This window comes from Ornithinibacillus jepli (genome assembly GCF_047228935.1).
Classification (GTDB): Bacteria; Bacillota; Bacilli; order Bacillales; family Amphibacillaceae; genus Ornithinibacillus.
This window is the reverse complement of the sequence record NZ_JBFEGG010000004.1, coordinates 1-23,647: the sequence shown is the minus strand read 5'-3', so window position 1 is coordinate 23,647 and position 23,647 is coordinate 1. Positions and strand designations below refer to the sequence as shown.

The 23,647-nt window shown below is 36.3% G+C and carries 24 protein-coding genes and 1 other annotated feature; of the genes, 12 read left to right on the top strand and 12 right to left on the bottom strand.

Features of this window, described 5'->3' with window-relative positions; translation table 11 throughout:
* Positions 1–39: 39 nt before the first annotated feature.
* Positions 40–1,578 (bottom strand): AbgT family transporter, encoded by a 1,539-nt coding sequence (locus AB1K81_RS14615; RefSeq protein ID WP_412977407.1) that lies wholly within the window; start codon positions 1,576–1,578, stop codon positions 40–42.
* Positions 1,579–1,894: 316 nt separating this feature from the next.
* Positions 1,895–2,113: a binding site (T-box leader), on the top strand.
* Between the two features lie 130 nt (positions 2,114–2,243).
* Here AB1K81_RS14615 and sstT point away from each other — a divergent pair.
* The 6 genes from sstT (at position 2,244) to AB1K81_RS14585 (ending at position 7,210) form a co-directional block, all read left to right on the top strand.
* Positions 2,244–3,488, top strand: a complete 1,245-nt coding sequence (sstT, locus tag AB1K81_RS14610; protein WP_412977406.1) for a serine/threonine transporter SstT — start codon at positions 2,244–2,246, stop codon at positions 3,486–3,488.
* Between the two features lie 216 nt (positions 3,489–3,704).
* Positions 3,705–4,454 carry an alpha/beta fold hydrolase gene (locus tag AB1K81_RS14605; protein WP_412977405.1) on the top strand — a complete coding sequence of 250 codons (750 nt, stop codon included), beginning with the start codon at positions 3,705–3,707 and terminating at the stop codon, positions 4,452–4,454.
* 6 nt (positions 4,455–4,460) lie between these two features.
* On the top strand, positions 4,461–5,045 hold the full coding sequence (locus AB1K81_RS14600; protein WP_412977404.1) for a TetR/AcrR family transcriptional regulator: 585 nt from the start codon (positions 4,461–4,463) through the stop codon (positions 5,043–5,045).
* 280 nt (positions 5,046–5,325) lie between these two features.
* The gene (locus tag AB1K81_RS14595) at positions 5,326–5,676 is read left to right on the top strand and encodes a hypothetical protein (protein ID WP_412977403.1); all 351 of its coding nucleotides are present in this window, start codon (positions 5,326–5,328) and stop codon (positions 5,674–5,676) included.
* A 108-nt stretch (positions 5,677–5,784) separates the two neighbouring features.
* Positions 5,785–6,771, top strand: a complete 987-nt coding sequence (locus tag AB1K81_RS14590; protein ID WP_412977402.1) for a ketoacyl-ACP synthase III — start codon at positions 5,785–5,787, stop codon at positions 6,769–6,771.
* Between the two features lie 241 nt (positions 6,772–7,012).
* Positions 7,013–7,210 (top strand): hypothetical protein, encoded by a 198-nt coding sequence (locus AB1K81_RS14585; protein WP_412977401.1) that lies wholly within the window; start codon positions 7,013–7,015, stop codon positions 7,208–7,210.
* Positions 7,211–7,219: 9 nt separating this feature from the next.
* On the opposite strand, the gene AB1K81_RS14580 is transcribed toward AB1K81_RS14585, so the two are convergent.
* Positions 7,220–7,993: a serine/threonine protein kinase gene (locus AB1K81_RS14580; RefSeq protein WP_412977400.1), complete on the bottom strand. Its 774-nt coding sequence runs from the start codon at positions 7,991–7,993 to the stop codon at positions 7,220–7,222.
* A gap of 362 nt (positions 7,994–8,355) precedes the next feature.
* Here AB1K81_RS14580 and AB1K81_RS14575 point away from each other — a divergent pair, with 362 nt between their 5' ends.
* A complete protein-coding gene (locus AB1K81_RS14575) occupies positions 8,356–10,068 on the top strand; it encodes a serine hydrolase domain-containing protein (RefSeq protein ID WP_412977399.1) in 1,713 nt (570 codons plus the stop codon).
* A 353-nt stretch (positions 10,069–10,421) separates the two neighbouring features.
* Here the strand turns inward: AB1K81_RS14575 and AB1K81_RS14570 are convergent, their stop codons facing one another.
* Positions 10,422–10,634, bottom strand: coding sequence for a YppG family protein (locus AB1K81_RS14570; RefSeq protein WP_412977398.1), 213 nt, complete (start codon positions 10,632–10,634; stop codon positions 10,422–10,424).
* 174 nt (positions 10,635–10,808) lie between these two features.
* Here AB1K81_RS14570 and AB1K81_RS14565 point away from each other — a divergent pair, with 174 nt between their 5' ends.
* The gene (locus AB1K81_RS14565; RefSeq protein ID WP_412977397.1) at positions 10,809–11,597 is read left to right on the top strand and encodes a DUF2268 domain-containing putative Zn-dependent protease; all 789 of its coding nucleotides are present in this window, start codon (positions 10,809–10,811) and stop codon (positions 11,595–11,597) included.
* 45 nt (positions 11,598–11,642) lie between these two features.
* Here the strand turns inward: AB1K81_RS14565 and AB1K81_RS14560 are convergent, their stop codons facing one another.
* Complete coding sequence (locus tag AB1K81_RS14560) at positions 11,643–11,864, bottom strand: hypothetical protein (protein ID WP_412977621.1); 222 nt, start codon at positions 11,862–11,864, stop codon at positions 11,643–11,645.
* A gap of 260 nt (positions 11,865–12,124) precedes the next feature.
* On the opposite strand from AB1K81_RS14560, the gene AB1K81_RS14555 reads away from it, so the two are divergent.
* Entirely contained in the window at positions 12,125–12,235 is a 111-nt protein-coding gene (locus tag AB1K81_RS14555) for a YjcZ family sporulation protein (RefSeq protein WP_412977396.1), read from the top strand.
* A 1,400-nt stretch (positions 12,236–13,635) separates the two neighbouring features.
* Here the strand turns inward: AB1K81_RS14555 and groL are convergent.
* Together groL and groES are read right to left on the bottom strand one after the other, a co-directional pair.
* Complete coding sequence (gene groL, locus AB1K81_RS14550) at positions 13,636–15,261, bottom strand: chaperonin GroEL (protein ID WP_412977395.1); 1,626 nt, start codon at positions 15,259–15,261, stop codon at positions 13,636–13,638.
* 46 nt (positions 15,262–15,307) lie between these two features.
* Positions 15,308–15,592, bottom strand: coding sequence for a co-chaperone GroES (groES, locus tag AB1K81_RS14545; RefSeq protein WP_412977394.1), 285 nt, complete (start codon positions 15,590–15,592; stop codon positions 15,308–15,310).
* Positions 15,593–15,843: 251 nt separating this feature from the next.
* On the opposite strand from groES, the gene AB1K81_RS14540 reads away from it, so the two are divergent.
* Complete coding sequence (locus tag AB1K81_RS14540; protein WP_412977393.1) at positions 15,844–16,557, top strand: CPBP family intramembrane glutamic endopeptidase; 714 nt, start codon at positions 15,844–15,846, stop codon at positions 16,555–16,557.
* 6 nt (positions 16,558–16,563) lie between these two features.
* A complete protein-coding gene (locus AB1K81_RS14535) occupies positions 16,564–16,764 on the top strand; it encodes a YdiK family protein (RefSeq protein ID WP_412977392.1) in 201 nt (66 codons plus the stop codon).
* A 51-nt stretch (positions 16,765–16,815) separates the two neighbouring features.
* Here AB1K81_RS14535 and AB1K81_RS14530 read toward each other — a convergent pair whose 3' ends face one another.
* A complete protein-coding gene (locus AB1K81_RS14530; protein WP_412977391.1) occupies positions 16,816–17,475 on the bottom strand; it encodes a redox-sensing transcriptional repressor Rex in 660 nt (219 codons plus the stop codon).
* Between the two features lie 185 nt (positions 17,476–17,660).
* On the opposite strand from AB1K81_RS14530, the gene AB1K81_RS14525 reads away from it, so the two are divergent.
* A complete protein-coding gene (locus tag AB1K81_RS14525) occupies positions 17,661–19,580 on the top strand; it encodes an ABC-F family ATP-binding cassette domain-containing protein (RefSeq protein ID WP_412977390.1) in 1,920 nt (639 codons plus the stop codon).
* Between the two features lie 246 nt (positions 19,581–19,826).
* Here AB1K81_RS14525 and tsaD read toward each other — a convergent pair whose 3' ends face one another.
* Genes tsaD through thiL form a run of 5 tightly spaced genes read right to left on the bottom strand, consistent with a single transcriptional unit; the run spans position 19,827 to position 23,438 of the window.
* The gene (gene tsaD / locus AB1K81_RS14520) at positions 19,827–20,837 is read right to left on the bottom strand and encodes a tRNA (adenosine(37)-N6)-threonylcarbamoyltransferase complex transferase subunit TsaD (protein ID WP_412977620.1); all 1,011 of its coding nucleotides are present in this window, start codon (positions 20,835–20,837) and stop codon (positions 19,827–19,829) included.
* On the bottom strand, positions 20,831–21,280 hold the full coding sequence (gene rimI / locus AB1K81_RS14515) for a ribosomal protein S18-alanine N-acetyltransferase (protein WP_412977389.1): 450 nt from the start codon (positions 21,278–21,280) through the stop codon (positions 20,831–20,833). The genes tsaD and rimI overlap by 7 nt, the downstream gene beginning before the upstream one ends.
* Complete coding sequence (tsaB, locus tag AB1K81_RS14510; protein WP_412977388.1) at positions 21,273–21,977, bottom strand: tRNA (adenosine(37)-N6)-threonylcarbamoyltransferase complex dimerization subunit type 1 TsaB; 705 nt, start codon at positions 21,975–21,977, stop codon at positions 21,273–21,275. The genes rimI and tsaB overlap by 8 nt, the downstream gene beginning before the upstream one ends.
* Positions 21,978–22,006: 29 nt before the next feature.
* The gene (gene tsaE, locus AB1K81_RS14505; RefSeq protein ID WP_412977387.1) at positions 22,007–22,462 is read right to left on the bottom strand and encodes a tRNA (adenosine(37)-N6)-threonylcarbamoyltransferase complex ATPase subunit type 1 TsaE; all 456 of its coding nucleotides are present in this window, start codon (positions 22,460–22,462) and stop codon (positions 22,007–22,009) included.
* Positions 22,463–22,466: 4 nt separating this feature from the next.
* Positions 22,467–23,438: a thiamine-phosphate kinase gene (gene thiL / locus AB1K81_RS14500; protein ID WP_412977386.1), complete on the bottom strand. Its 972-nt coding sequence runs from the start codon at positions 23,436–23,438 to the stop codon at positions 22,467–22,469.
* Positions 23,439–23,647: the final 209 nt, after the last annotated feature.

Below are 23,647 nucleotides of genomic sequence, written 5' to 3'. Positions count from 1 at the left end.
AAAGCATTGCTTCCTATGAAGCAATACTTTTTGAAATTATTACCGGTGATATTCCAATGGTCCACCTGGTCCAAGTGGTAGTCCAAACAGCATCCAGATAATAAGCATTATCGTCCAGCTAATTAGGAAGAATATAGAATATGGAACCATCGTGGAGATTAACGTACCAATACCCATCTTTTTATCATATTTCTGTGCAAATGCAATAATTATTGCAAAATACGTCATCAATGGTGAAATGATATTTGTAGAAGAGTCTGCAATACGATATGCCATTTGTGTTAGCTCTGGTGAATACCCAAGCCGCATCATAATCGGTACAAATACCGGAGCCATCATCGCCCATTTTGCAGAAGCACTTCCAATAAACAAGTTAATAAATGCTGTAATTAAGATAAATAGAATAATTAGCGGAATACCAGTTAAATTAACACTCCCTAGAAAATCCGCTCCATAAACACCTAGAACTAGGCCGATATTGGTTTCATTAAAATATGCTACAAACTGTCCAGCAGTAAATGCCAAAACAATAAATGTTCCCATAGATGCCATGGTATCTGACATTTGGCTAGCAACATCCTTATCACTTCGAATGGATTTCGTAACTATTCCATACGTTAGACCAGGAATAAAGAATAATATAGCGATAATCGGTACTAATGAACTCATAAATGGCGATTGAATGATTTGCGCCATTGCATCACCTTCTGTACCGCGCATCGGAGAGTTTGGTAGAACGACAAGTAACAACGCCAGAACAAGACTGATTGCTACTGTAATACCAGACCAGATTAGACCTTTTTTCTCAATAGCTTGAAGACCTTCTAATTCTTCTTTTTGATCACCTTTATATGTGCCAAGTCGGGGTTCTACAATGCGTTCTGTTACCCAGGCACCGACAATTGTTAATACGAATACCGAAACAGAAATAAACAACCAGTTCATTGCGATGTTCATTGTCTCGGCATATGCTGGGTCAATAATCGCAGCCGCTGCAATAGTCAGCTCCCCTAACATCGCATCCGTACCAGAAAGTAATAGGTTAGCACTAAATCCTCCGGAAACACCAGCAAACGCTGCTGCAAGACCAGCTAGCGGATGCCTGCCAATTGCAGCAAAAATTAGTGCTCCTAGTGGTGGTAAAACAACATACCCTGCATCTGATGCCACACTAGACATAATACCAGCAAAGACTAACCCTAACGTAATAAATCTATTAGGTACAGACAATACAAAACCTCTAAGAAGTGCGCTTATGAGCCCGGTACGTTCCGCTACTCCTATCCCTAACATCGTCAACAGGACAACGCCAAGTGGAGCAAAGCCGATAAAGTTATCTGTCATGCTTGTGAAAATATATTGAATCCCCTCTGCACTTAAAAGGTTTTTGATTTCTACTGTTGTTCCTTCTTCACCAGGGTGTTCAACACTAATGTTTAATGGTTGTAAAGCTGCCGAAAGTAGGATAACAAATAGAGCCAAAATCGCAAACAATGTTGCCGGATGAGGCAGTTTATTCCCAACTAGTTCAATCCTATCTAAAGAGCTTTGAAATAGCCCCTTTCTTCTTTTTGCCATAAAAATAGTCCTCCTATAAGTGAAATCTGTTGTTGTAAATTAAACTAATTTATGAAAATTCAGATTAATAAGAAAAAGGAATGCATTATGCCTTTATACTTCATAAATTTAACCCCAATAATTTACTGGGACAAAGAACATAATAACAATTTCTTCCCTACATATCAAATTAATATTGAGGAAATTAATACAATTAACTTTATTCAACTCCCTTTGCTCAAAGGGGCTACAATCCTATTTGAAAAAATTCTAAAAAAATGTTGAAATAAGATACTAGATGATATATTATAACAACTAATTATTATATGTACAGATTACAAAAGCAACGATAAGGACATGAGTTACTTTTACAGTATACAGAGAGGGAAGGATTTTGCTGGAACCTTCCTTACTTATGGAAGTAACTTACCACCTTGGAGCTGTGTTGGGGAACTAAAGTATCCAATACCGTTTGCTGCGTTAAAGCATTGGAGCCATAAAGTTACAACTTATGGGAAGTTGGGTGGAACCACGGGTAAACATACTCGTCCCTTTATAGGGATTAGTGTGTTTTTTTATTTTCAAATAGGAAAAAATCTCAGAAAGGAACTTATATATCTTTCTATATCAATATCTCACTAAGCCTGCGGGTATATTGTAATCTTTCTTTAAACGGAGGGGAAAAAATGAAAAATTTAGTACTGAAGTGGAACAAAGTAAGTCTTGTCAAACGGATTCTTTTAGGTATCGTTGTTGGTATTATACTAGCATTAACCATTCCCGATTCTGCAAGTGGAATCATTATTTTTGGTGATTTATTTGTAGGTGCCTTAAAGGCTGTTGCACCGATATTAGTCTTTTTCCTAGTTATGCATGCCATCTCGAAACATAAAAAAGGAAATAAGACAAACATGAAATCTATTATTGTCTTATACGCCGTAGGTACATTGTTAGCCGGATTAGCAGGAGTTATAGCAAGCTTTCTTTTTCCCGTTACGCTGTCCCTTACATCTAGTGCCGAAGATTTGACTCCGCCTAGTGGCATTTTAGAAGTTATTGAAACATTACTATATAACATTGTTGATAACCCGGTAAATGCGCTAATAAATGCAAACTATATTGGTATACTAGTTTGGGCGATTTTGCTAGGAATTGCATTAAGAAGTGCATCCGACTCTACTAAAAATGTGCTGGAAAGTTTCTCGAATGCTATTTCGACCGTTGTGAAATGGGTCATTAATTTAGCACCACTTGGAATCATGGGACTTGTCTATGCCGCTATTGTTTCTAGTGGGCTATCAGCATTACTAGACTACGGAAAACTGCTAGCAGTTCTATTAGGATGTATGATTTTCGTTGCTCTAGTTATTAATCCACTAATTGTGTTTATAAACATACGTAAAAACCCATATCCACTTGTCTTCACCTGCCTAAAGGAAAGTGGTATTACAGCATTCTTCACGCGTAGTTCGGCTGCAAATATTCCAGTTAATATGAAGTTATCTGAAAGGCTAAATTTAGATAAAAATACGTATTCGTTATCGATTCCATTAGGAGCTACCATTAATATGGCCGGAGCAGCTGTTACGATTTCCGTATTAACACTAGCAGCAGTCCATACCCTGAACATCGAAGTGGATATATTTACAGCAGTTATTCTGATTGTCCTATCGGCTATTTCCGCTTCTGGTGCTTCTGGTGTTGCTGGTGGATCTTTATTACTCATTCCCCTTGCATGTAGCTTGTTCGGAATATCAAATGATGTTGCCATGCAAGTCGTCGCTGTCGGTTTTATTATTGGTGTTTTACAGGACTCTTGTGAAACTGCATTGAATTCATCTACTGATGTACTCTTTACTGCTACAGCGGAGTTTGCTAAAAAGCGTAAAGAAGGCGTTGAAATTGCAACAGACCCAGGTAAAGTAGTATAAAATAGAAGTTCACTTTTCTACTGTTAATAATAGCTGTCTTTAGGTATAACCTATAAGACAGCTTTTTTGTCCTGTTTCAAGCTAATATAAGAAACAAAAGTAATGGCCCTTCCTAACTCAATGTGACAATTTACATCATGAATAGCCAGAATTTTCTATTGACTAAACGTTCATTCAATAATAAAATGACTATATAATTGGAATGGAGGGTTTGCAATGGATTTGTATTATGAGGTAAAGGGCGAAGGAAATCCTGTTGTACTTCTTCACAGTGGAGGTGTAGATTTACGAGAATGGACTTATATTACACCACTTCTAGCCGAGCACTATAAGGTCGTTACTTTTGATGCACGTGGAATTGGGAAATCACCTTCCCCTTTGAATCAAGTTAATTATGTGGAAGACTTACTATCGATTCTTAATCATTTAAAATTAGATAAAGCAACTCTTATCGGTCACTCTATAGGCGGGCAGATTGCTACTGAATTTGCTCTTAATTATCCTGAGAGGGTAAAGAAACTAGTTTTAATTGGCCCTTCTTTATCAGGCTTTCAATATTCAAAGGATTATAATACTTTTATGAATACTATTAATCATGCAGCCCCAGATTTAGAAAAGATGTTAGAGCTATCACTTAATGGTTCTTTGTATAAAATTGTTATGACAAGTATTAATCGGGAATTAATGGTAGAAATGCATCGCCTTTACTTTGAACGTATATTAACATGGCCGGCTTTTGAAATGGTTTGGCCACAACCAACCGCTATCGATAGATTAGAGGATTTATCGATAGAAACACTCTTTATTATTGGTAAGGAGGACTTCCTAGATAATCATCGTGTAGGAGAATGTTTTAAACGAGCTCCAAAAGTTAATTTCGTTGAAATCCCTGATGCAGACCACATGCTACCATTAACACACACGGAAGAATTACATCACCACATTATAAATTTTTTAAAGGAATGAATTTAGATGCCACGAACTCAGGAAGAGAATGATAGAATCCGTAAATTAGCTAAAGAGAATATTCATAAAGCAGCTATGAAATTATTCATAAAAAAGGGGTACCATGCGACTTCTATTAGTGATATATCTGAAGAAGCAGAGATATCAAGAGGCTTGTTATATAATTATTACAAAGGTAAAGAAGAACTACTGGCATCAATGGTAGAGGTTAGAATTAGCCAGATTATGGAGGTAATGAAAAGTGCGACCGAATATGCTACACCCTCGGAAAAGCTTAGTTATATAATAAATCAAGCAATTGATAGTGTTTATCAAGATCCAAAGGTGTATCGATTCTATCTAAATCTCCAAACACAACCAGAAGACGATCATGAGCTCAACAAATATAGTAAATGGTTAATTGATGAGAACGCTAGACAATTCGATTTGCAGTGCAAAATATTTGAAAATCTAGGGGTAGAAGAACCTCGTAAACGATCGTTATACTTTTCATCAACCCTACAAGGAATCATGTTAATGATATCGACTTATCCGGAGCAGTTCCCTATTGAAGAAGTTAAAAAACAGATGATTAATGAATTTTGTACCTAGAATATCAAATAATTGATATTGTGAATAGACAGGTCCTTTAGTGAAAACTTAGGGCTTGTCTATTTTATTTTGGTTATTCATTCCTAATGCAGGATTAACCATACTCTTTTATTAATAAAAATATCTCTAAAATAAGGAATGGATATTAAAATATTTCGTGAAATGACGATAAATGAAGTAGGACGAGTTGTTCGTCATCTACGTTTATAAGTGCCATTATAAACTAATGACGAAATGCAACTTCTTCACAGAATTTTTTTAAAAGGAAGTGTTTCAAACGATGGCAGATGGAACTTATACAATGAAAGTAAACCCTGCAAAGAAAACAATCGAAATGACAGTGAGTGGAACTTTCACTCCTGAAAAAGCACAACAATTTATTGATGATTATCAAAGTAAGGTAGCATCAATAAATGCAAGTGAATTCGTTTTAGAGTTTGATTGCAGAGATTTGGATGTCGTAACAAAAGCAATGATACCTACTTTAGAAAACTGTTTACAACTTTACAAGTCTTCTGGATTTAAGAAAGTAGAAGTAGGGATTAGTAAAAGTGCTATTATTTCCATGCAGTTAAAACGCTTGGCAAATAATGTAGGGTTAACCAATTTTGAAGTAATCCAAAAATATTAATCTTCACACAAAGGTACGGAGCTGTCACAGGGTCCTGCCTTTTTTGTTTAAAATAACAAGAACAATCATTAGAATACAAATTTATCATTCGAGAGGACTATAACGAAAATGACTAACATTAAGATTAAGGCAGTGGATGTTTACCATGCAAAAAAACAAGTTGACAATGAAGTTTATCTTGAACACTTTCAGAAACAAGGAAAAGACATAACCAATTTCTTAAACATTATGGGTAGAAAAAAGCGCTATGTTATTGATAATCTTGAAGAAAACACCAATACGATGGCGATTGAAGCAACTAATCGTGTGTTAAATAAAGCGGGGTTAGAGGGCAAGGATATCGATATGATTGTTTTTTCTAGCCAAGTACCTGAAATGACTGTTCCGACCAACGCTATGTTTGTTCATCATGCTATTCATGCTCGAAAAGATACTGTTATCTTTGATATGAATGCAAATTGTGCTGGTATGACTATAGGTGTAGAACAAGCTTCACGATATATGAAATCAAATCCACATGTTAATACCGCACTTGTCATAGGATCTGATTATCTATCATTAGTTGCTGACCCAAATGATGCCATGACATACGCTAACTTCGGGGATGCCTCTGCAGCAATTATTTTAGAAAAAACAGAAGAGGATACAGGCTTTATCGATGCAATGTTTGAAGTAGATTCAAGCAACCGAAACAACATTTTATATCCAGCAAAAGGATTATCTCAAGCAATTAAAGCTGGTGAAAGCGCAGATTCCATGCTTTGGCTTCCATTTGATGGAGCGATGTCACTTCCTTATACATATGAAATGTTTGAAGCCATTCTAAAAAGAAATCAACTTACAATAGATGATGTAGATGTGTTCTGCTTATCCCAGTTTGCTAAGGTAAACATTGATAAGATTCAAGAACATTTTGATATTACGGATGAAAAAATCATTTATGTAGGTGACGAGTATGGATACACTGGTACAAGCAGTCCATTCATTGCCCTTCATGAAGGAATTGAATCAGGTAGAATTAAGCGTGGAGATTTAGTGTTATTCTGGACGATTGGTGGAGGGCATGAGTTTATTACAATGTTGTATAGGTATTAAGTAAATATATATTTACGAAGCTATTTATGTTTATGAACTGTTGGCTGATAAAAAGCCATAGTTGAATAAAAAAACTATAATTTCTAACCATTCGTTGTCTTTCGGCAAATCCAAGGCTACCAATGGTTAGAAATTATTTTTATATCGTAATCTTTATTGCCGACCTTAAAATAGCAACTAAACATCTTGATATGTTAGAATAAGCTAAATTAAACATATCATAATGAAAAGAGGTGAAAATATGTTTGATAAAATTAAAAAACAATTAAAGAATATTGCACGGGGAAGCAGTGCTAGAAGACACCGTTATTACGGCGGGAGTAGTGGGCACAGAAAACATGGTTACCATCACCATAGCGGTAGTAGCAAACGTCATAAATATAATCCAATGAGCGGTAGTAAACGTTATAAACGTAAAAGCTGGGGAAGCAGCAGTTAAACTCGCTTTCTAGATAGCTTCCACTGCTACAGAAAGATCTTGTAAAATTGTCTCAATTGTAGAATATGGTTCATCTATTCTAAGAAGTTTCTTCAATAAAAAGACAGTTTCCTTGTTTAATGAAAGTTCTTCTGTCCATGGAAGAGCTTTTTTTGTTTTCGAAGGATACGTTGTATAAAGCAAATATAACAGGATATCTCCTACATCATAATAATCTTGAAGCCTCCACTCCCTTTTTATCTGAGATTGATTAGGTGTCGCTTGCTTCGCCAAACCAAAGTCAATTAAATAAGGCTCATGGTCTTGTAATAAAATGTTTGGTATCCGTAAATCAAGATGGTAAATATCCTTTTGATGAAGGTAATCAACAAATTTAATTAATTCAGCAATAAATAGTAATGATTCTTTCTCATTAAACGTCTTCTTATTTAGAAAAATTTCATCCTCCAAGTTTATCCCATCGATATGACCCATTACATAAAAATAATGACCGTTTTCCGAAAAGGAATCATAAAGCCTTGGCATGCGCTTATGTTCTAGTTTCCCCATAATCAATATCTCTTTATGAAATAGTTTAATTTCATTCTTATTTTTGCTCTTACTTGGTCTTAGTTGCTTGATTACTTTAGTTTCTTTCGTATGCAAATCAATACAAACATAAACCATTCCAAAACTTCCAGTTCCAATCATATCGATAATCTGGTAGCGATCTTTTAATATTTCTTCTGCTTGAATAGGTTTATCAACAATAAACTGATAGATCTTTCGAATGGGACGTAGCATAGGTTACTCCTTTATATTCTCATCATTAAGTTTATCGAAAATAGATTTCCAATAACTAATTTCTATTAATTGAGGCTCCGCAATGTTTTGCTTCCCCTAGTACCATCTCTAATCACGATAACTTAATTTTATTATAAAATATATTTCACTATCTCAGTAAATAAATATAATGTAACAAAAAACCGGTATAAATAGCCAGTCCAATCACCTATTCCTTTAGTAGTAAGAATTATATAATTCCCATCATTTTTGATTCATAAGTTGTATATACCCGTTGCAATTCTTTTTCTATAATCAAGTTATGATAGCGTTTTCATCCGAGTCCATAACTTCTAATAAAAATTCAGTTAAGGAGGAGAAACATGCTACGTAAACTAGTCTATACAATGTTATCAATTGCTTTATTCACCATGATGTTATTTAGTACTGAAACGACATCAATAGCGAAGTTCGATCATTTTAATGGCCCAGAGATGGAAAAGCAAAATAACAAGAAAACATCATTAAAGCCCCACCCGGAATTTTCTTGGGGAACCCCTGCACCATCTTCACCTGTTCTGCATCCCGGTTCCATAAAAGGTGCTGGCATGATGGCGGAACCGTTATCGAATATTGATTCGATGATGGAAACTATGATTGAAGATGGGTTATTCCCTGGTGCAGTAACTTTCGTTGCTCGTGGTGGACATATTGTTCAGCATGAAGCATATGGACATGCTTATCTTTATGAAGATGATAATTTTACCGAAGCTGAAAACCAAATAGAAATGAAGAAAGACACGATTTTCGATCTTGCTTCCATTAGTAAGATTTTCACAACCACTGCAGCAATGAAGCTATATGAAGATGGCTATTTTCAGCTTGATGATTCTGTTGCACAACACCTTCCCGAATTCGCAACGAATGGGAAGGAAGATGTGACAATTCGTCAACTAATGACCCATACATCCGGTTTTCCACCGAGCGCTCCTGTCTATGATGTAGAAGGTGACCGTGAAGATCGCCACCAGTATGTACTCCAATATCCACTCACCAATGAACCTGGAACCGTTTATACCTATAGCGATTTAAATATGATAACGTTAGGAATTTTAATTGAGCGATTATCTGGTCAAAGACTAGATCACTATGTGGAGGAAAACATTACAGATCCTCTCAACATGAACGATACGATGTATAATCCACCAGAATCATTAAGACACCGAATTGCAGCAACAGAGTATATGCCATGGACAGATAGAGGGATTGTATGGGGACAAGTTCACGATGAAAAGGCGTGGGCTCTTGATGGTGTTGCAGGTCATGCTGGTGTCTTCTCTACCGCCTATGACTTAGCCATTCTTGCCCATATGTTCCTTAATGAAGGTAGCTATGGCGGAAAACAGATATTAAAGCCAGAAACGGTTGCTTTACTAGTAGAAAACCAAATACCAGAGTTCCCTGGAGATGATCATGGTCTAGGATGGGAACTATCCCAAATGTGGTATATGGAAGGGCTAACAGAAGCATCCTCGCTAGGACATACTGGATACACTGGAACATCGATCGTAATCAACCAAAACAATGACACTATCGCTATATTGCTAACGAATCGTGTTCATCCAACCCGAAATACAGTTTCCACGAATCCAGCCAGACGTAAATTTGCTGAACTAGTTGCAGATGCAATTCCTGTTACGATACCGAATAAAAAAGAAGGAGCATGGTTCGCAGGATATGGTGACCTTTTAGATCGGACTTTAACTGCTGAAGTGAATTTAGATACAGATGCAATCCTTTCATTTGATACATGGTATCGAACAGAACAAGATTATGACTTAGGATTCGTAGAAATATCAAATGACGGAGAAAATTGGACGCAGCTTACGGAACCATTCACAGGCACAAGTATTGACTGGTTATCTAATGAAGTAACGATTCCAGCTGGGACCACGCATATCCGTTTCCGCTATGATACAGACACGTATTATCATGGACGTGGGTGGTATGTTGCGAATCTGAAGTTGACGGATTCTGCTGACACAGAAATTCCGTTAAATCTAATCAGCGACGGCTGGACAAAACGTAACTATTAAAGATTCTCCTGATATGCTAGTTATTTTTAACAATTTGTAAAAAAAGTGTATCACTGTATTTTACAGAAAAAATAAGGAGGCTTCTTAAAGTTTAACCAACTTAAATGAAGCCTCCTTTCACCATCTATGTTAGGATTTTACTCTCACCACAACTAAAATCCATCGTTCTTATAGGGTTGTGAGCTTATTACATTATGCCGTCCCCCGTTTCGTATATTTCACATCTCACATTGTGCTAATATCAATTACAAATCGATACTTTACAACTGAAATGTGTCTCTCCATTTCACCTAGGAAACCATTAGTTTTTAAACCAATAAATAGATCCCATTTTCTCCCCTTTCTATTTCTCACTACTTTTTTAAAAATTTAGTAATGTATGGACTTACTTGGTTATAAACATTCATCACTTGCTTTCCAGTTGTCATAATTTTTTCTAAATCAATATTCCCCTCAGTATTTTGAAAACTAGATAATAAATTGGGGTTAACAGAACTCTGTCTTATTTGTTTGCGTTTTTCTGGAAGTATTGGAATCGGTCTTCTGGATGGTCTGTTAGTATTCATCTTTTATCACCTCCTGTACAGTTTAATTTGTTGTTATATAGTATTCTGGGCTGGAAAAATCCGGAAAGGTAAATGGCTATATATCGTTCGTTTTATTCAAAATGAGAATCTGCAATATTTATATATCCCAAACATAATATAAAGAAAATATCCTTTCATTAAGGAGGAGACGAAGTGAGTGTAATCGCAACAGACAAGTGGCTTCAAGCTGATTATGATAATCCAATTCTGCTCTGCAGTAGGATAACGAAATATTTTAATAACGTTTCTGCTCACGAATTATATCAACACTTGAAATTACATGGGATGTATCAACCCACTCCTCATGGAAAAGTACAAGTAGAAACATTACTAGAGAATGATGTATGGAATACGTTAAATAAGGAATTTCAATTACTTCAACAAGAATGGGATGGCCCCGATATCCCAATTTATATATTTCCATCTGACTCGACAAATGATGAATTAAAGGAAATCTTTCAAGGTAAATCTGGATTGTCCTTTAAGGATAAACTGTTTTTATTTGTCTCGGAAGGTAACACAGAAAAGGAATTACAAGCACTATTTACACATGAATATAATCATGTGTGTAGATTAACAAAATGGAAAAAGAATGAGAAAGACTACGTATTACTTGATACGATCATATTAGAGGGTATCGCAGAGAATTCGGTTCTAGAAAGGATGGGAGTAGAATACGTAGGGTCTTGGGCCAGTTACTACTCTGAAAGTGACCTGAATGAAATATGGAATGACTTGATTTTCCCAAACAGAAATATTTCCAAATCCGACTTCTTACATCACATGCTCTTATATGGAATAGATGAATTTCCTAAGATGGGTGGATATTGTGTGGGTAATTACCTAGTGAAAAAATTTTTAAAAGAATTCAACATTTCTAGTAAAGATGTACTAAGTATGGAGACAAATACGATTGCCCAACTGAATAAACATAAACAATAAAAAAGAACAAATGGTTGTAAGTTTAATACCATTTGTTCTTATAGATTACCAAAGAAAAAATGGGATTAATGCTAATGTAGCAATTGCACCAAGTGCAATGCCAGCCCCAAAACCGAAAAAGCCAATACCAAAGCCACCAAGGCCTCTATTGAAACCAAGAGGTTGCAAATAAACCCTAGTTCTCGAAACATGGTGGATTATCCCAGTATGCACACTTCCGTCATGACATCTTATTCTAACCGCACGACCTTTATATCGATTACACATATGATAATGATGTTCAATTGACAAGGTATTCACCTCCTACCAAATATCCATAGACACATAACATTGTATGCATCATATGCTACCAATTAAAATGGCATATACCATAGGGCAAAAGTGGATTTAGCACCACTTTTTGGAATTTTAGAAGATGACAAATTGAGATAAATTCATTAATAGTTTATTTTTAGGGATATCCGTCCAAAACCATTCTACACATCTTTCATATAGTGGTTTTATATCATTATGGAGGTGTTATGCTTATGGGCGAAGGTGTTGAAGGTGTAGGCTATGGTGGAGGGTTCGCTCTACTTGTTGTATTATTCATACTTTTAATTATCATTGGGGCTTCTTATGTGGGGTATGGATACTAAATTAGAAGACTACGGTAAAAAAGTTCAATAAATGTTAATTTCTATTTAACAAATAAGGATCTTCTTGTAGAAATAAGGGGATCCTTTATTTGTGCTGGTTTGGAATAAATTATGTGAAAGATAAAAGCCGAAGTCAAGGGATTCTATACTGTAACATCAAGATTTGTTAATGCCCATCCTACAAAGGCATCTACATGAACCAAAGTCCTCTCCTAACAATTGACTACACTGAATATTTTTAAAAGCACGGGACAATATAATGTAACCAATAAATAGCATAGAATAAGTGAATAAAGGAAGGAACTGTAATTTATGGGTACTACATTTTGGACCAATACGATATGGTATATTCTCCTTGGGATTATGACAATCCTTGTGTTGGTCATTGTTTTCATCAAAACACCCGACCGTAAACACGCACTCTCTCTATATTTTACTATATGTGGAATCACTTTTTTTGCATTCGAATTGATTATTTTAATGTGTTTGAAAGCGTACATATATTTTCCAAAGATCTTCACTAATCAGCACGATGATTCGGTTGTAGGGAATTTGTTTTCGCAAACTTCCGTATCCGCATCTGCCGTCCTCATTGCTGTCTTTAATCTAAAATTTCACTGGCAACTAATCATCGCTCTAATTTACGGTGTTATTGAAGAACTGTTTCTTCTATTGGGTATATATGAACAAAACTGGTATCGGACATGGATGACTATAATCAGTCTTCTCATTTTATTCCGCATTGCGAAAATAGTAAATGCTACCTTATCCAAACACATTGGACGTATTTGGCGTTACATTTTTATCTTCTTTGGACTGTGTACTTTGCACTTACATGTAGTAAATTGGGCATCCAAGGCTGTTGGAATTCGTAGTTTCAATGAGAATCTGTGTCCAGATATTGATTGTAGTATTGCTATTATCGCCGCGATCTATCATCTACTCTTGGCTGTTAGCACCATGATCCTGTATTTTACGAATATCAACTGGAAATCGAAAGTTGTGGGTATAGCCATTCTATATATTGCTCATTTCTTTGCAGAAAAATATAATGTGTTAATGAGCGCAGATGGTTGGTTTTTTCTCTTAACCTCTATAAGTATTTGGGGAATGTACTTGAATATTTACATCCTTGATCGATTATATCCTAAGGCCTCGTAGCTTAGCTTGAGGGTAAAGTGTATATCTTACGAAATCGGAAACGTCGATCATGACCTTTTCTTTGTGCGACAGGAAGAGCTTTAGCAGTCTAAGCTTTTTATTCCAGCAAAAAAGAGGCTTCCCACAAGTTTGAACAACTTATGAGAAGCTTCTGTTAATTTACCTCAACGTTAGTAAAATGTTAGCATTACTCTCATTTTACTTAATAACCTAATCATATCAAGGATTTGAGGGCGATATTACATCATGCCGCCCATTCCACCCATATCCGGCATTCCGCCGCCACCTGGGTTTTCTTCAGGAATGTCCGCAACTACCGCTTCAGTAGTTAAGAACATAGCTGCTACAGATGCAGCGTTTTGTAATGCAGAACGAGTTACTTTAGTTGGGTCAACGATACCAGCGTTGAACATGTTTACCCATTCGCCAGTTGCAGCGTTGTAACCAATGCCAACTTCTTCGCCTTTTAGACGTTCTACAATAACAGATCCTTCTAGACCAGCATTGTGAGCGATTTGACGAACTGGCTCTTCTAGAGAACGAAGAACGATTTTCGCACCAGTTGCTTCGTCGCCTTCAAGGTCTAGACCAGCAACTTTGTTGTATACGTTCACTAATGCAGTACCACCACCAGAAACGATACCTTCTTCAACTGCAGCGCGAGTTGAGTTAAGTGCGTCTTCGATACGTAGTTTACGTTCTTTTAATTCTGTTTCCGTTGCAGCACCAACTTTGATTACTGCTACACCGCCAGCTAATTTAGCAAGACGTTCTTGTAATTTTTCTTTATCGAATTCAGAAGTAGTTTCTTCTGCTTGTGCGCGGATTTGAGATACACGTGCAGAGATTGCTTCTGGGTTACCAGAACCTTCTACAATAGTAGTATGCTCTTTCGTTACAACAACTTTAGAAGCAGTACCTAATTGCTCGATAGATGCGCTCTTAAGCTCTAAGCCAAGGTCTTCTGTGATTACTTGACCACCAGTTAAAATAGCAATATCTTCTAGCATTGCTTTACGACGATCACCGAATCCTGGAGCTTTAACGGCTACAGCATTGAATGAACCGCGAAGTTTGTTTAATACTAATGTTGCAAGAGCTTCCCCTTCAACATCTTCAGCAATTAGTAGAAGTGGTTTACCTTGTTGAACAACTTGCTCAAGCACTGGTAGGATTTCTTGGATATTGCTGATTTTCTTATCTGTAATTAGGATATAAGGATTTTCTAGAACAGCTTCCATTTTATCTTGGTCCGTTACCATGTAAGGAGAAGCATATCCACGGTCAAATTGCATACCTTCTACTACTTCAAGCTCAGTAGTGAATCCTTTAGATTCTTCAATTGTGATAACACCATCATTACCAACACGTTCCATAGCTTCAGCGATTAAGTGACCTACTTCATCGTCTGCAGCAGAAATAGCAGCAACTTGTGCGATAGATTCTTTACCTTCGATTGGTTTTGAAATAGCTTTTAACTCTTCTACAGCAGTTGCTACAGCTTTTTCAATACCACGGCGAATACCTACAGGGTTTGCACCAGAAGTTACGTTTTTAAGACCTTCACGAATCATTGCTTGTGCAAGTACTGTTGCAGTTGTTGTACCGTCACCAGCAACATCATTTGTTTTAGAAGCAACTTCAGATACAAGTTTTGCACCCATGTTTTCGAATGCATCTTCTAATTCAATTTCTTTTGCGATAGTTACACCATCATTCGTGATTAGTGGTGAACCGAATTTTTTATCTAAAACAACGTTACGACCTTTTGGACCTAATGTTACTTTTACAGCATTTGCTAATGTATCTACACCGCGAAGCATTGCGCTACGTGCGTCTTCACTAAATTTAATTTCTTTAGCCATTTGAAATGCCCTCCTTAAGATTCATTTATTTATTGATTATGTTTAATTAGTTAACTACAGCTAAAATGTCACTTTCACGAAGAATTAAGTATTCAGTTCCATCGTACTTTACTTCAGTTCCAGCAAATTTAGAGAAGATAATGCGGTCTCCTTCTGAAACTTCAAGTGCAATTCTTTCTCCACTGTCAGTTACACGGCCAGAACCTACTGCAACTACGCGACCTTCTTGTGGTTTTTCCTTTGCAGAGTCTGGAAGTACGATTCCGCTTGCAGTCTTTTCTTCTTGCTCAACAAGCTCGATAACAACACGATCTCCTAGTGGTTTAATCATGAAGATAACCTCCTTAATTCCTTTTTGATTTATTTTAATGATTTGTTAGCACTCTCTTTATTTGAGTGCTAATTCCAATTAATATAATAAATAATTTTGTTTTGTTTTGCAAGTATAGAGTTACTAAATTTTTAATTTTTCTTGTCCAAGTTGATTCTATTATTATACATTGCCTGAATATGATAAAATACACAGGAATCGTTTTTAGCCTATTTACGGTAAACTATGTAGACTTTAAGGAGTTGAATTCATTGCCTAATCGATACTGGTGGGTAATTCTTACTTATATAGCGATGCAACTTTCTGGTGCAATTTTTGTACCGATTCTTGTTCACATATTTCCTAATCATCAAGTAGAAGCATCCATTTATTATTCCATTATTAGTTTTACAATCGGTTTAATTATTGTTTTAATATTAATGAAACCTGATATGGAATTGTCCCAAACTAGAAGTAACTGGTTAACGAGTAATGTTGTGGGCTGGTCTATCTTAGGGGTCTTCATGGCTTATTTCGCACAAGCAATTGCGACCATGGTGGAGATTAACATCTTCGGGATTAAAGCTGGATCTGAAAATACGCAGATGATCATGGAGATTACTCGCACGATTCCACTATTCGCGATAATTCCAGCTGTCATTGCACCCATTTTAGAAGAGGTTATTTTCCGGAAAATTATATTTGCTTCATTATATAAACGTACAAACTTCTTTATCGCTGCGTTACTTTCTGCGTTTATTTTCGGGATTATTCACGGTGAACCAGAACATATCTTAATATATGCATCAATGGGATTTGTATTTGCTTTTCTTTATGTGAAGACGAAAAAAATCATTGTTCCGATTATTGTTCATATGACGTTGAATTCTATTTCCGTTATCGCCCAATATTCACTTACACCGGAGCAAATCGAAAAAATCGAACAGCAATGGAATCAGGTACAAATGATTCTAATCGGAGGTTAAAAATTTATGAGAATTACCGCAAGAACCATGGCATTTATCTATTTTGCTATGGGTGCCTTATTTATATATGTCGCTATTACCTTTGCAGAAGATACAATTTGGAATTTCATGACGATACTACTTGCCCTAATTGCCACATTAGATTTCGGGGCAGGAATTCGGTATATGCGATTACATAATAAATTGAAAAAGTTAAAGAAAAAATAACGAAGGAAGCTCCTATAATAGGAGCTTTTTCTATACAAAAAAAGAAGAAGCTTATCGTGCCTCTTCTTCCACGTTCTCTACTTTCTCTAAAGGATAATGCTTTAAGAAATAAACTAATGCCTGTAATTCGATTGCTAAATCAATATGATGCACACGAACATCATCTGGCACCGAAATACGAGCAGGCGTAAAGTTTAAAATAGCTTTAATTCCTTTATTGATTAATCGCTCTGTTACACGATCCGCTTCTTGAGCTGGTATCGTTAAAATCGCAACTCTTACATTACCTAACTTTTCTTCTAAATCATCAATATGATAAATTGGCACGCCACCAATTTCCTTACCTACTTTGTTCGGGTCTGTATCAAATGCTAGCATAATTTTCGTACTGTTATTTTTGGTGAAATTATAGTTTAAAAAGGCTGTTCCTAAATTACCAACCCCAATTAATGCAACCTCTGTAATCTCATCTTGGTCTAACGTCTTACGAAAGAAACCTAATAAGTACTCCACATTGTAGCCGTAACCCTTCTTACCAAGTGCTCCAAAATAGGAAAAATCTCTTCTGATTGTGGCAGAGTCTACTTTAACCGCATCACTTAATTCTTTTGAGGAAACTCGTGTTTTTCCTTGCATTTGTAAGTTATTTAAAAAACGATAATATAACGGGAGTCTTTTTGCAGTTGCTTGAGGTATTTTGTTTTGATCCAAGCTGATTTCCTCCTTACTATCTATCCATGTATCTCATCCAAAACGATTATAACTGTTTCTCTATTCATACTGATTTCTATTTTATCAGATTTTTCCTGATAAGTCGTGATTAATTTCACAAATTGACAATATTATTGCCCCAACGCTTATATTTGGATAAACTTAAACTACTAGAGGTGACCATTATGATAATTATGCAATTAAATGATTTATCCAAATCATTTGGGGCTGAAGAAATATTAGCGAATATAAAAATAGAAATAAAAGATAAAGATAGAATTGCCATCGTCGGCCGTAATGGAGCGGGAAAATCTACTCTTCTTAAAATTATGGCTGGTGAAATGACATATGATACAGGTGAATTAATTAAACCGAAAGATCTAACGATTGGTTATTTATCACAGCATACAGGATTAGAATCCACAAACACCATTTGGAATGAAATGCTAGAAGTGTTTCAAGACTTAATTCAACAAGAAAAGAAATTACGTTCACTGGAAGCAAAAATGGCTGATGTGCATCAACTAGATCCACCGGAAGCACAAAAGCTGTTAGCCGAATATGACCGCCTACAACAAGACTTTGAAACGAACGGTGGGTATAGCTATGAATCTGAAATTAAAGCCGTATTAGCAGGACTTAACTTTCTAGATTTCGATGACCAAACGCCAATTAATGAATTAAGTGGTGGGCAAAAGACTCGTCTTGCATTAGGTAAGCTATTATTAAAGAAACCTAATTTGTTAATCCTGGATGAACCGACAAACCATTTAGATATTGAAACTCTCTCTTGGCTGGAGAAATATTTAACCGGTTATCCAGGTGCAGTAGTAATTGTATCCCATGACCGTTACTTTCTTGATAAAACGGTCTCTATCGTTTATGAAATTTCACGCCATCGAACAAAGAAATATCATGGATCATATAGTGACTTCCTACATCAGAAGGCACTGAATTTTGAACAGGAAATGAAAGAGTTCGAGAAGCAGCAAACAGAAATAAAGAAAATGGAAGATTTCATCCAACGAAATCTTGTACGAGCATCTACAACTAAACGTGCTCAAAGTAGAAGAAAGCAACTTGAAAAAATGGATCGAATCGATAGACCACTAGGCGATGAATCATCCGCTTCGATTACATTTGAAATTACAAAACGAACTGGTAATGATGTATTGAAAATCAAAGACTTAGCCTTCCGTTATGATGAAGAAGGAGAGCCAATCTTTAAAGACGTTGATTTTGATGTATCCCGAGGGGAAAGTATTGCACTTGTTGGACCAAATGGTGTAGGAAAAACGACACTTCTTAAAAATATTCTTGGCAAGCTTTCCCCTAGTGATGGGCAAATTCAAATCGGAACCAATGTTCAAATCGGTTATTATGATCAGGAACAAGCTAATTTAAGCTCTCATAAAACGGTATTAAATGAATTATGGGATGAGTATCCACATGTGAATGAAAAAGATATTCGGACTGTATTAGGTAATTTTTTATTTTCAGGAGATGACGTTCTTAAGCCAGTTCAATCTCTCAGTGGTGGGGAAAAGGCACGACTAGCTCTTGCTAAGCTTCGTATGCAAAAGGCTAATCTGTTAATTCTAGATGAGCCTACCAACCATCTTGATATTGATAGTAAAGAAGTGTTAGAAGCTGCACTCATTGATTTTCCAGGTACGATTGTTTTCGTATCCCATGACCGTTACTTCATTAATAAGATTGCTGATAAAGTGGTTGAAATGCAGCGCGATGGTGCTACTGTATATCTTGGTGATTATGATTACTATGTTGAGAAAAAACTGGAAGAAGAAGAGCTAGAACGTCTTCAAGCAGAAAAGGAAAAACCGAAAGAAACAAATGATAAGAAATTAAGTTTTAAAGAAGTAAAGAAACGTCAAAGTGAAGAACGTAAACGTGAACGACAAATAGCAAAACTAGAAGAAGATATCGAAGCGTTAGAAGAACAGCTCGCATCACTTGAAGAAGAAATGACAAAACCAGAAGTATATGAAAACCATGAAAAAGCTTTGGAATTTACAACTAAAACAAATGAGGTCAAACATGAAATTGAAAAATTGATGGAAGAATGGACCAGACTTCAGGATTAATAGATGAGAGGCACCTCGAATTATGAGGTGCTTTTTTTGGTCAAACTATTTTACTTCATTGAAAAAAGTTGAGGATTACTATCCACAATGATATCCACCAAAAAATAGCTAATATAACCATTATCAACAAACTTATTCACATTATCCACATAAAATAATACAGTTATCCACAATTATTATCAACAAAAGAAAGGCTATAACTTTACACGGAAACAAAAAAATATCCACAAGCTTGTGGATATTTTCTCATCGTAATATTAAGGAAGGATTTGCATTCAAATCCATACCTGAACGCCTTCCCTGTTCATAGTTAATCGTTCCCGCTGCTGCAATCATTGCTGCATTATCGGTACATAATTTTAATGGTGGAATCAATAATGGTATAGTAGTCTCCGCAAACTTAGCCTCAAGCTCTGCACGTAATCCTTTATTTGCTGCAACCCCACCTGCAACAATAACTTGTTTTACATCATATTGTTTTGCCGCTTTCACTGTTTTCGTTGCTAGTACATCAATCACACTCGCTTGGAAGCTTGCTGCAATATCCTCGTTCTTTAAGGTTTCCCCTTTTTGCTTTGCATTGTGGATTTTGTTAATAACTGCTGACTTTAATCCACTAAAACTAAAATCAAAGCTATCTTCCTCTAGCCATGCTCTTGGAAAATCGATAACAGCTTCTCCCTCTGCTGCTAGTCGGTCAATATGAGGTCCGCCTGGATAAGGGAGATGTAACATTCTTGCAACCTTATCATAAGCTTCACCCGCTGCATCATCCCTTGTTTCACCAATTACTTCATAGCTCCCATGATCTTTCATTAAAACAAGCTCTGTGTGTCCTCCTGAGACGATTAAAGCTAAGAGTGGAAATTGGAACTCTTCTTCTAGACGGTTCGCATAAATATGTCCCGCAATATGGTGTACCCCTACAAGTGGTTTATTTTTTGCAAAAGCTAATGCCTTAGCTGCATTTACCCCAATTAAAAGCGCTCCTACCAAACCAGGACCTTCTGTAACGGCTATTGCATCTATATCATCCCAAGTTAGTCCAGACTCATTAAACGCTTCCTCTAACACGATTGTAATTTGCTCCACATGATGTCTAGAAGCTATCTCAGGTACAACTCCTCCAAAGCGCTTATGACTTTCAATTTGTGAAGCCACCACATTAGAGAGGATCTCTCTACCATTTTTTACGATTGCAACGGCTGTTTCATCACAGCTCGTTTCAATTCCGAGTATATACGTATCATTCATAATAAGTTCACCCACATTACCACAGCATCTTCATGATTGTCTGTATAATAATTTTTTCGAATTCCACCAGGAACAAGTCCAAACTTGCGGTACAATTTCTGTGCCACAATATTCGTTACACGTACCTCTAAGGATAATCTCGAAGCACCTAAACTAATCGCTTTTTGTAAAGCAAACCGAAATAGCTTTTGACCAAGCTTTTGACCTCTGAATCCTGGTAGGATAGCTATATTTGTTATCTGTGCATCATCTAAAACAATCCACATTCCAACATAGCCAACTATTTTTTTATCAATCTCCATAACAAAATAATAAGCATGTTGATTTTGAGTTATTTCCTGTATGAAGATCTGCTCGTTCCACGGAGAGGAAAAAGACGCTACCTCTACCCACATTACTTGTCCAATATCTTCTACTTCCATTTTTCTAATTGTTAATTCAGCCATTTTGTTGGTCCTTCTGGGATTTTAGCCAATTCGCTTCCGCCTCTGCTAAGCGTAAATAATTTGGTGTCAGTGCATGGGTATCGCCTATTTCCTTATCCTCAGCAGCCAATACTAAATCTGATGGCTTAGGTATGTGGTAAGCAGTTTCCGGTATTACCGCGTAACTTCCAAGCTTCTCTACTATAATATCTTTATTTTTCTCAATATCTGGACTTAAGAAAATTACTTTTTTATTTAAAGAAGCAAGTTTATCTAGCCATTCAGCAAAAATAGTATTTTGTTCGTCTTTTATTAGCTCAAGCTTACCTTCTCTAGTTTCATATAATCCTGTATAGACTAAGCCGCGTCTAGCATCAAAAAATGGACAAATTAGCGTATCAGAAAACATCGCGCGGTATGCTAATGCTTCTAAGCTAGACACTCCTACTACTGGAATATTTAAAGACCATGCTAAAGTTTTCGCTGTCGTAAGCCCAATCCGAACCCCAGTGTAGGATCCAGGACCTTTTGCTACTACAACTTTCCCAAGCTCCTTCGGCGTTAGATTAACTTCTTTCATTAAGTGTTCAATTGCCGGCATCAGTCTAACCGAATGATTTTTCGCAATGTTTGTTACGACTTCCCCAACTATTTCCTTGTCCTTTAATATTGCGACACCTAATGCCTGATTAGATGTGTCCATTGCAAGTATATACATTTTGTAACTCCTTCTCTCATAACCAATCATTAACCGACTACAGCTTTTACTACCTTTTCAAAATGTGCACCAATTGGGTTAAATTCTATCCCCCGGGACTGCTCGTCCAAATATTTTATCGTAATGTCTAAGCGCTCTTCAGGTAGATAATCCTCAATAAACTGTGCCCATTCTACAACGGTTATTCCATTCCCATTAAAATACTCATCAAAACCAATATCCTCATCCGAATTTTCTAATCGATAAACATCCATATGATATAATGGTATTGTTCCTTCATATTCCTTAATAATCGTAAAGGTTGGACTACTTAACGTTCTTTTAATTCCAAGCCCAGTAGCAATACCTTTCGTAAAGGTTGTTTTACCTGCTCCTAAGTCCCCCTCAAGGGTCAATACATCACCAGGTTGTAATAAGGAAACTAGTCTTTCAGCTAATGCTATTGTTTCATCTGCCGTATTAGTTTCCACTTTATATGTACTCATTATGTCACCTACTTAAATGGTTATATCCTTTTTTCTCTAACCGCTCCATTTTACCATTTTCCTTTTGTAAAAACACCTTACCGGAATCATCTGTTACGTAACCGATTTCTGTAATAGGTACTTGATGTCGTTCTGCACTCTGTTTGACCAGTTCCCAATCTCTCGGAGAAACCGTACCAAGAAGTTCATAGTCTTCTCCACCAAATAACTTCCATCTATATTGAAGTTCTGCATCGAATTGATTGAGTGCAGGATGAATTGGTAACTTATCTTCTATTAATACAAGACCTACTTTTGATGCTTCAGCAATTTCATGTGCCTCACTGGCAATTCCATCGCTTATGTCATTCAAAGCCACTCTGTTTATCTCTTGTAAATCTAAAGAAAACTTAACCCTAGGATTAGGTAATTGATGTCTCTCTTTAAAATATTGTTCATCAGTATGTATAGTAGTATTAGGATTCAATAATAAATGTAGCCCCGCTTGAGAATCACCAAGTGTCCCTGTAACAAATACAATGTCACCTTCTCTAGCTGAACTTCTCAACCTTGAATTATCCTTATTAGTAAGCCCCATTACTGTTATGGAAATGACTAATTCTTTTCCAGATACAGTGTCTCCACCAATTAAGTCCACTTTATATCGATCAGCAAGGTATTTCATACCATTATAAATATCAGCCAATTCTTCCTTAGTCCAATCATTTGAAATAGAAATACCTACAAGATAAAAGGCAGGTCTTGCTCCCATTGCAGCTAAATCACTTAAGTTTGCTGCAAGCGCCTTATATCCAATATGGTACGGTGTCATTGTTCTTCTATTGAAATGAACATTTTCTACAAACATATCCTTTGCAATCACGATATCCTCGCCAGTTGGACGGATAACTGCCGCATCATCTCCTACACCTTTAATCAAAGAAGGTTGCCTATAATAGGTTTGCTGAATTGATTGTATAAATGAAAATTCATCCATAGTGCTCACCATACTTTCTTTAACACTACATCCATGATAGCAAAAAGATGGTTTAGATACTATTTTACACTCCTTTGAAAACAAAAAAACATGATCTCCGTAGAAATCATGTGTGCTTATGTATAAAATTTAAATGGCGGTCCGGACGGGACTCGAACCCGCGACCTCCTGCGTGACAGGCAGGCATTCTAACCAACTGAACTACCGGA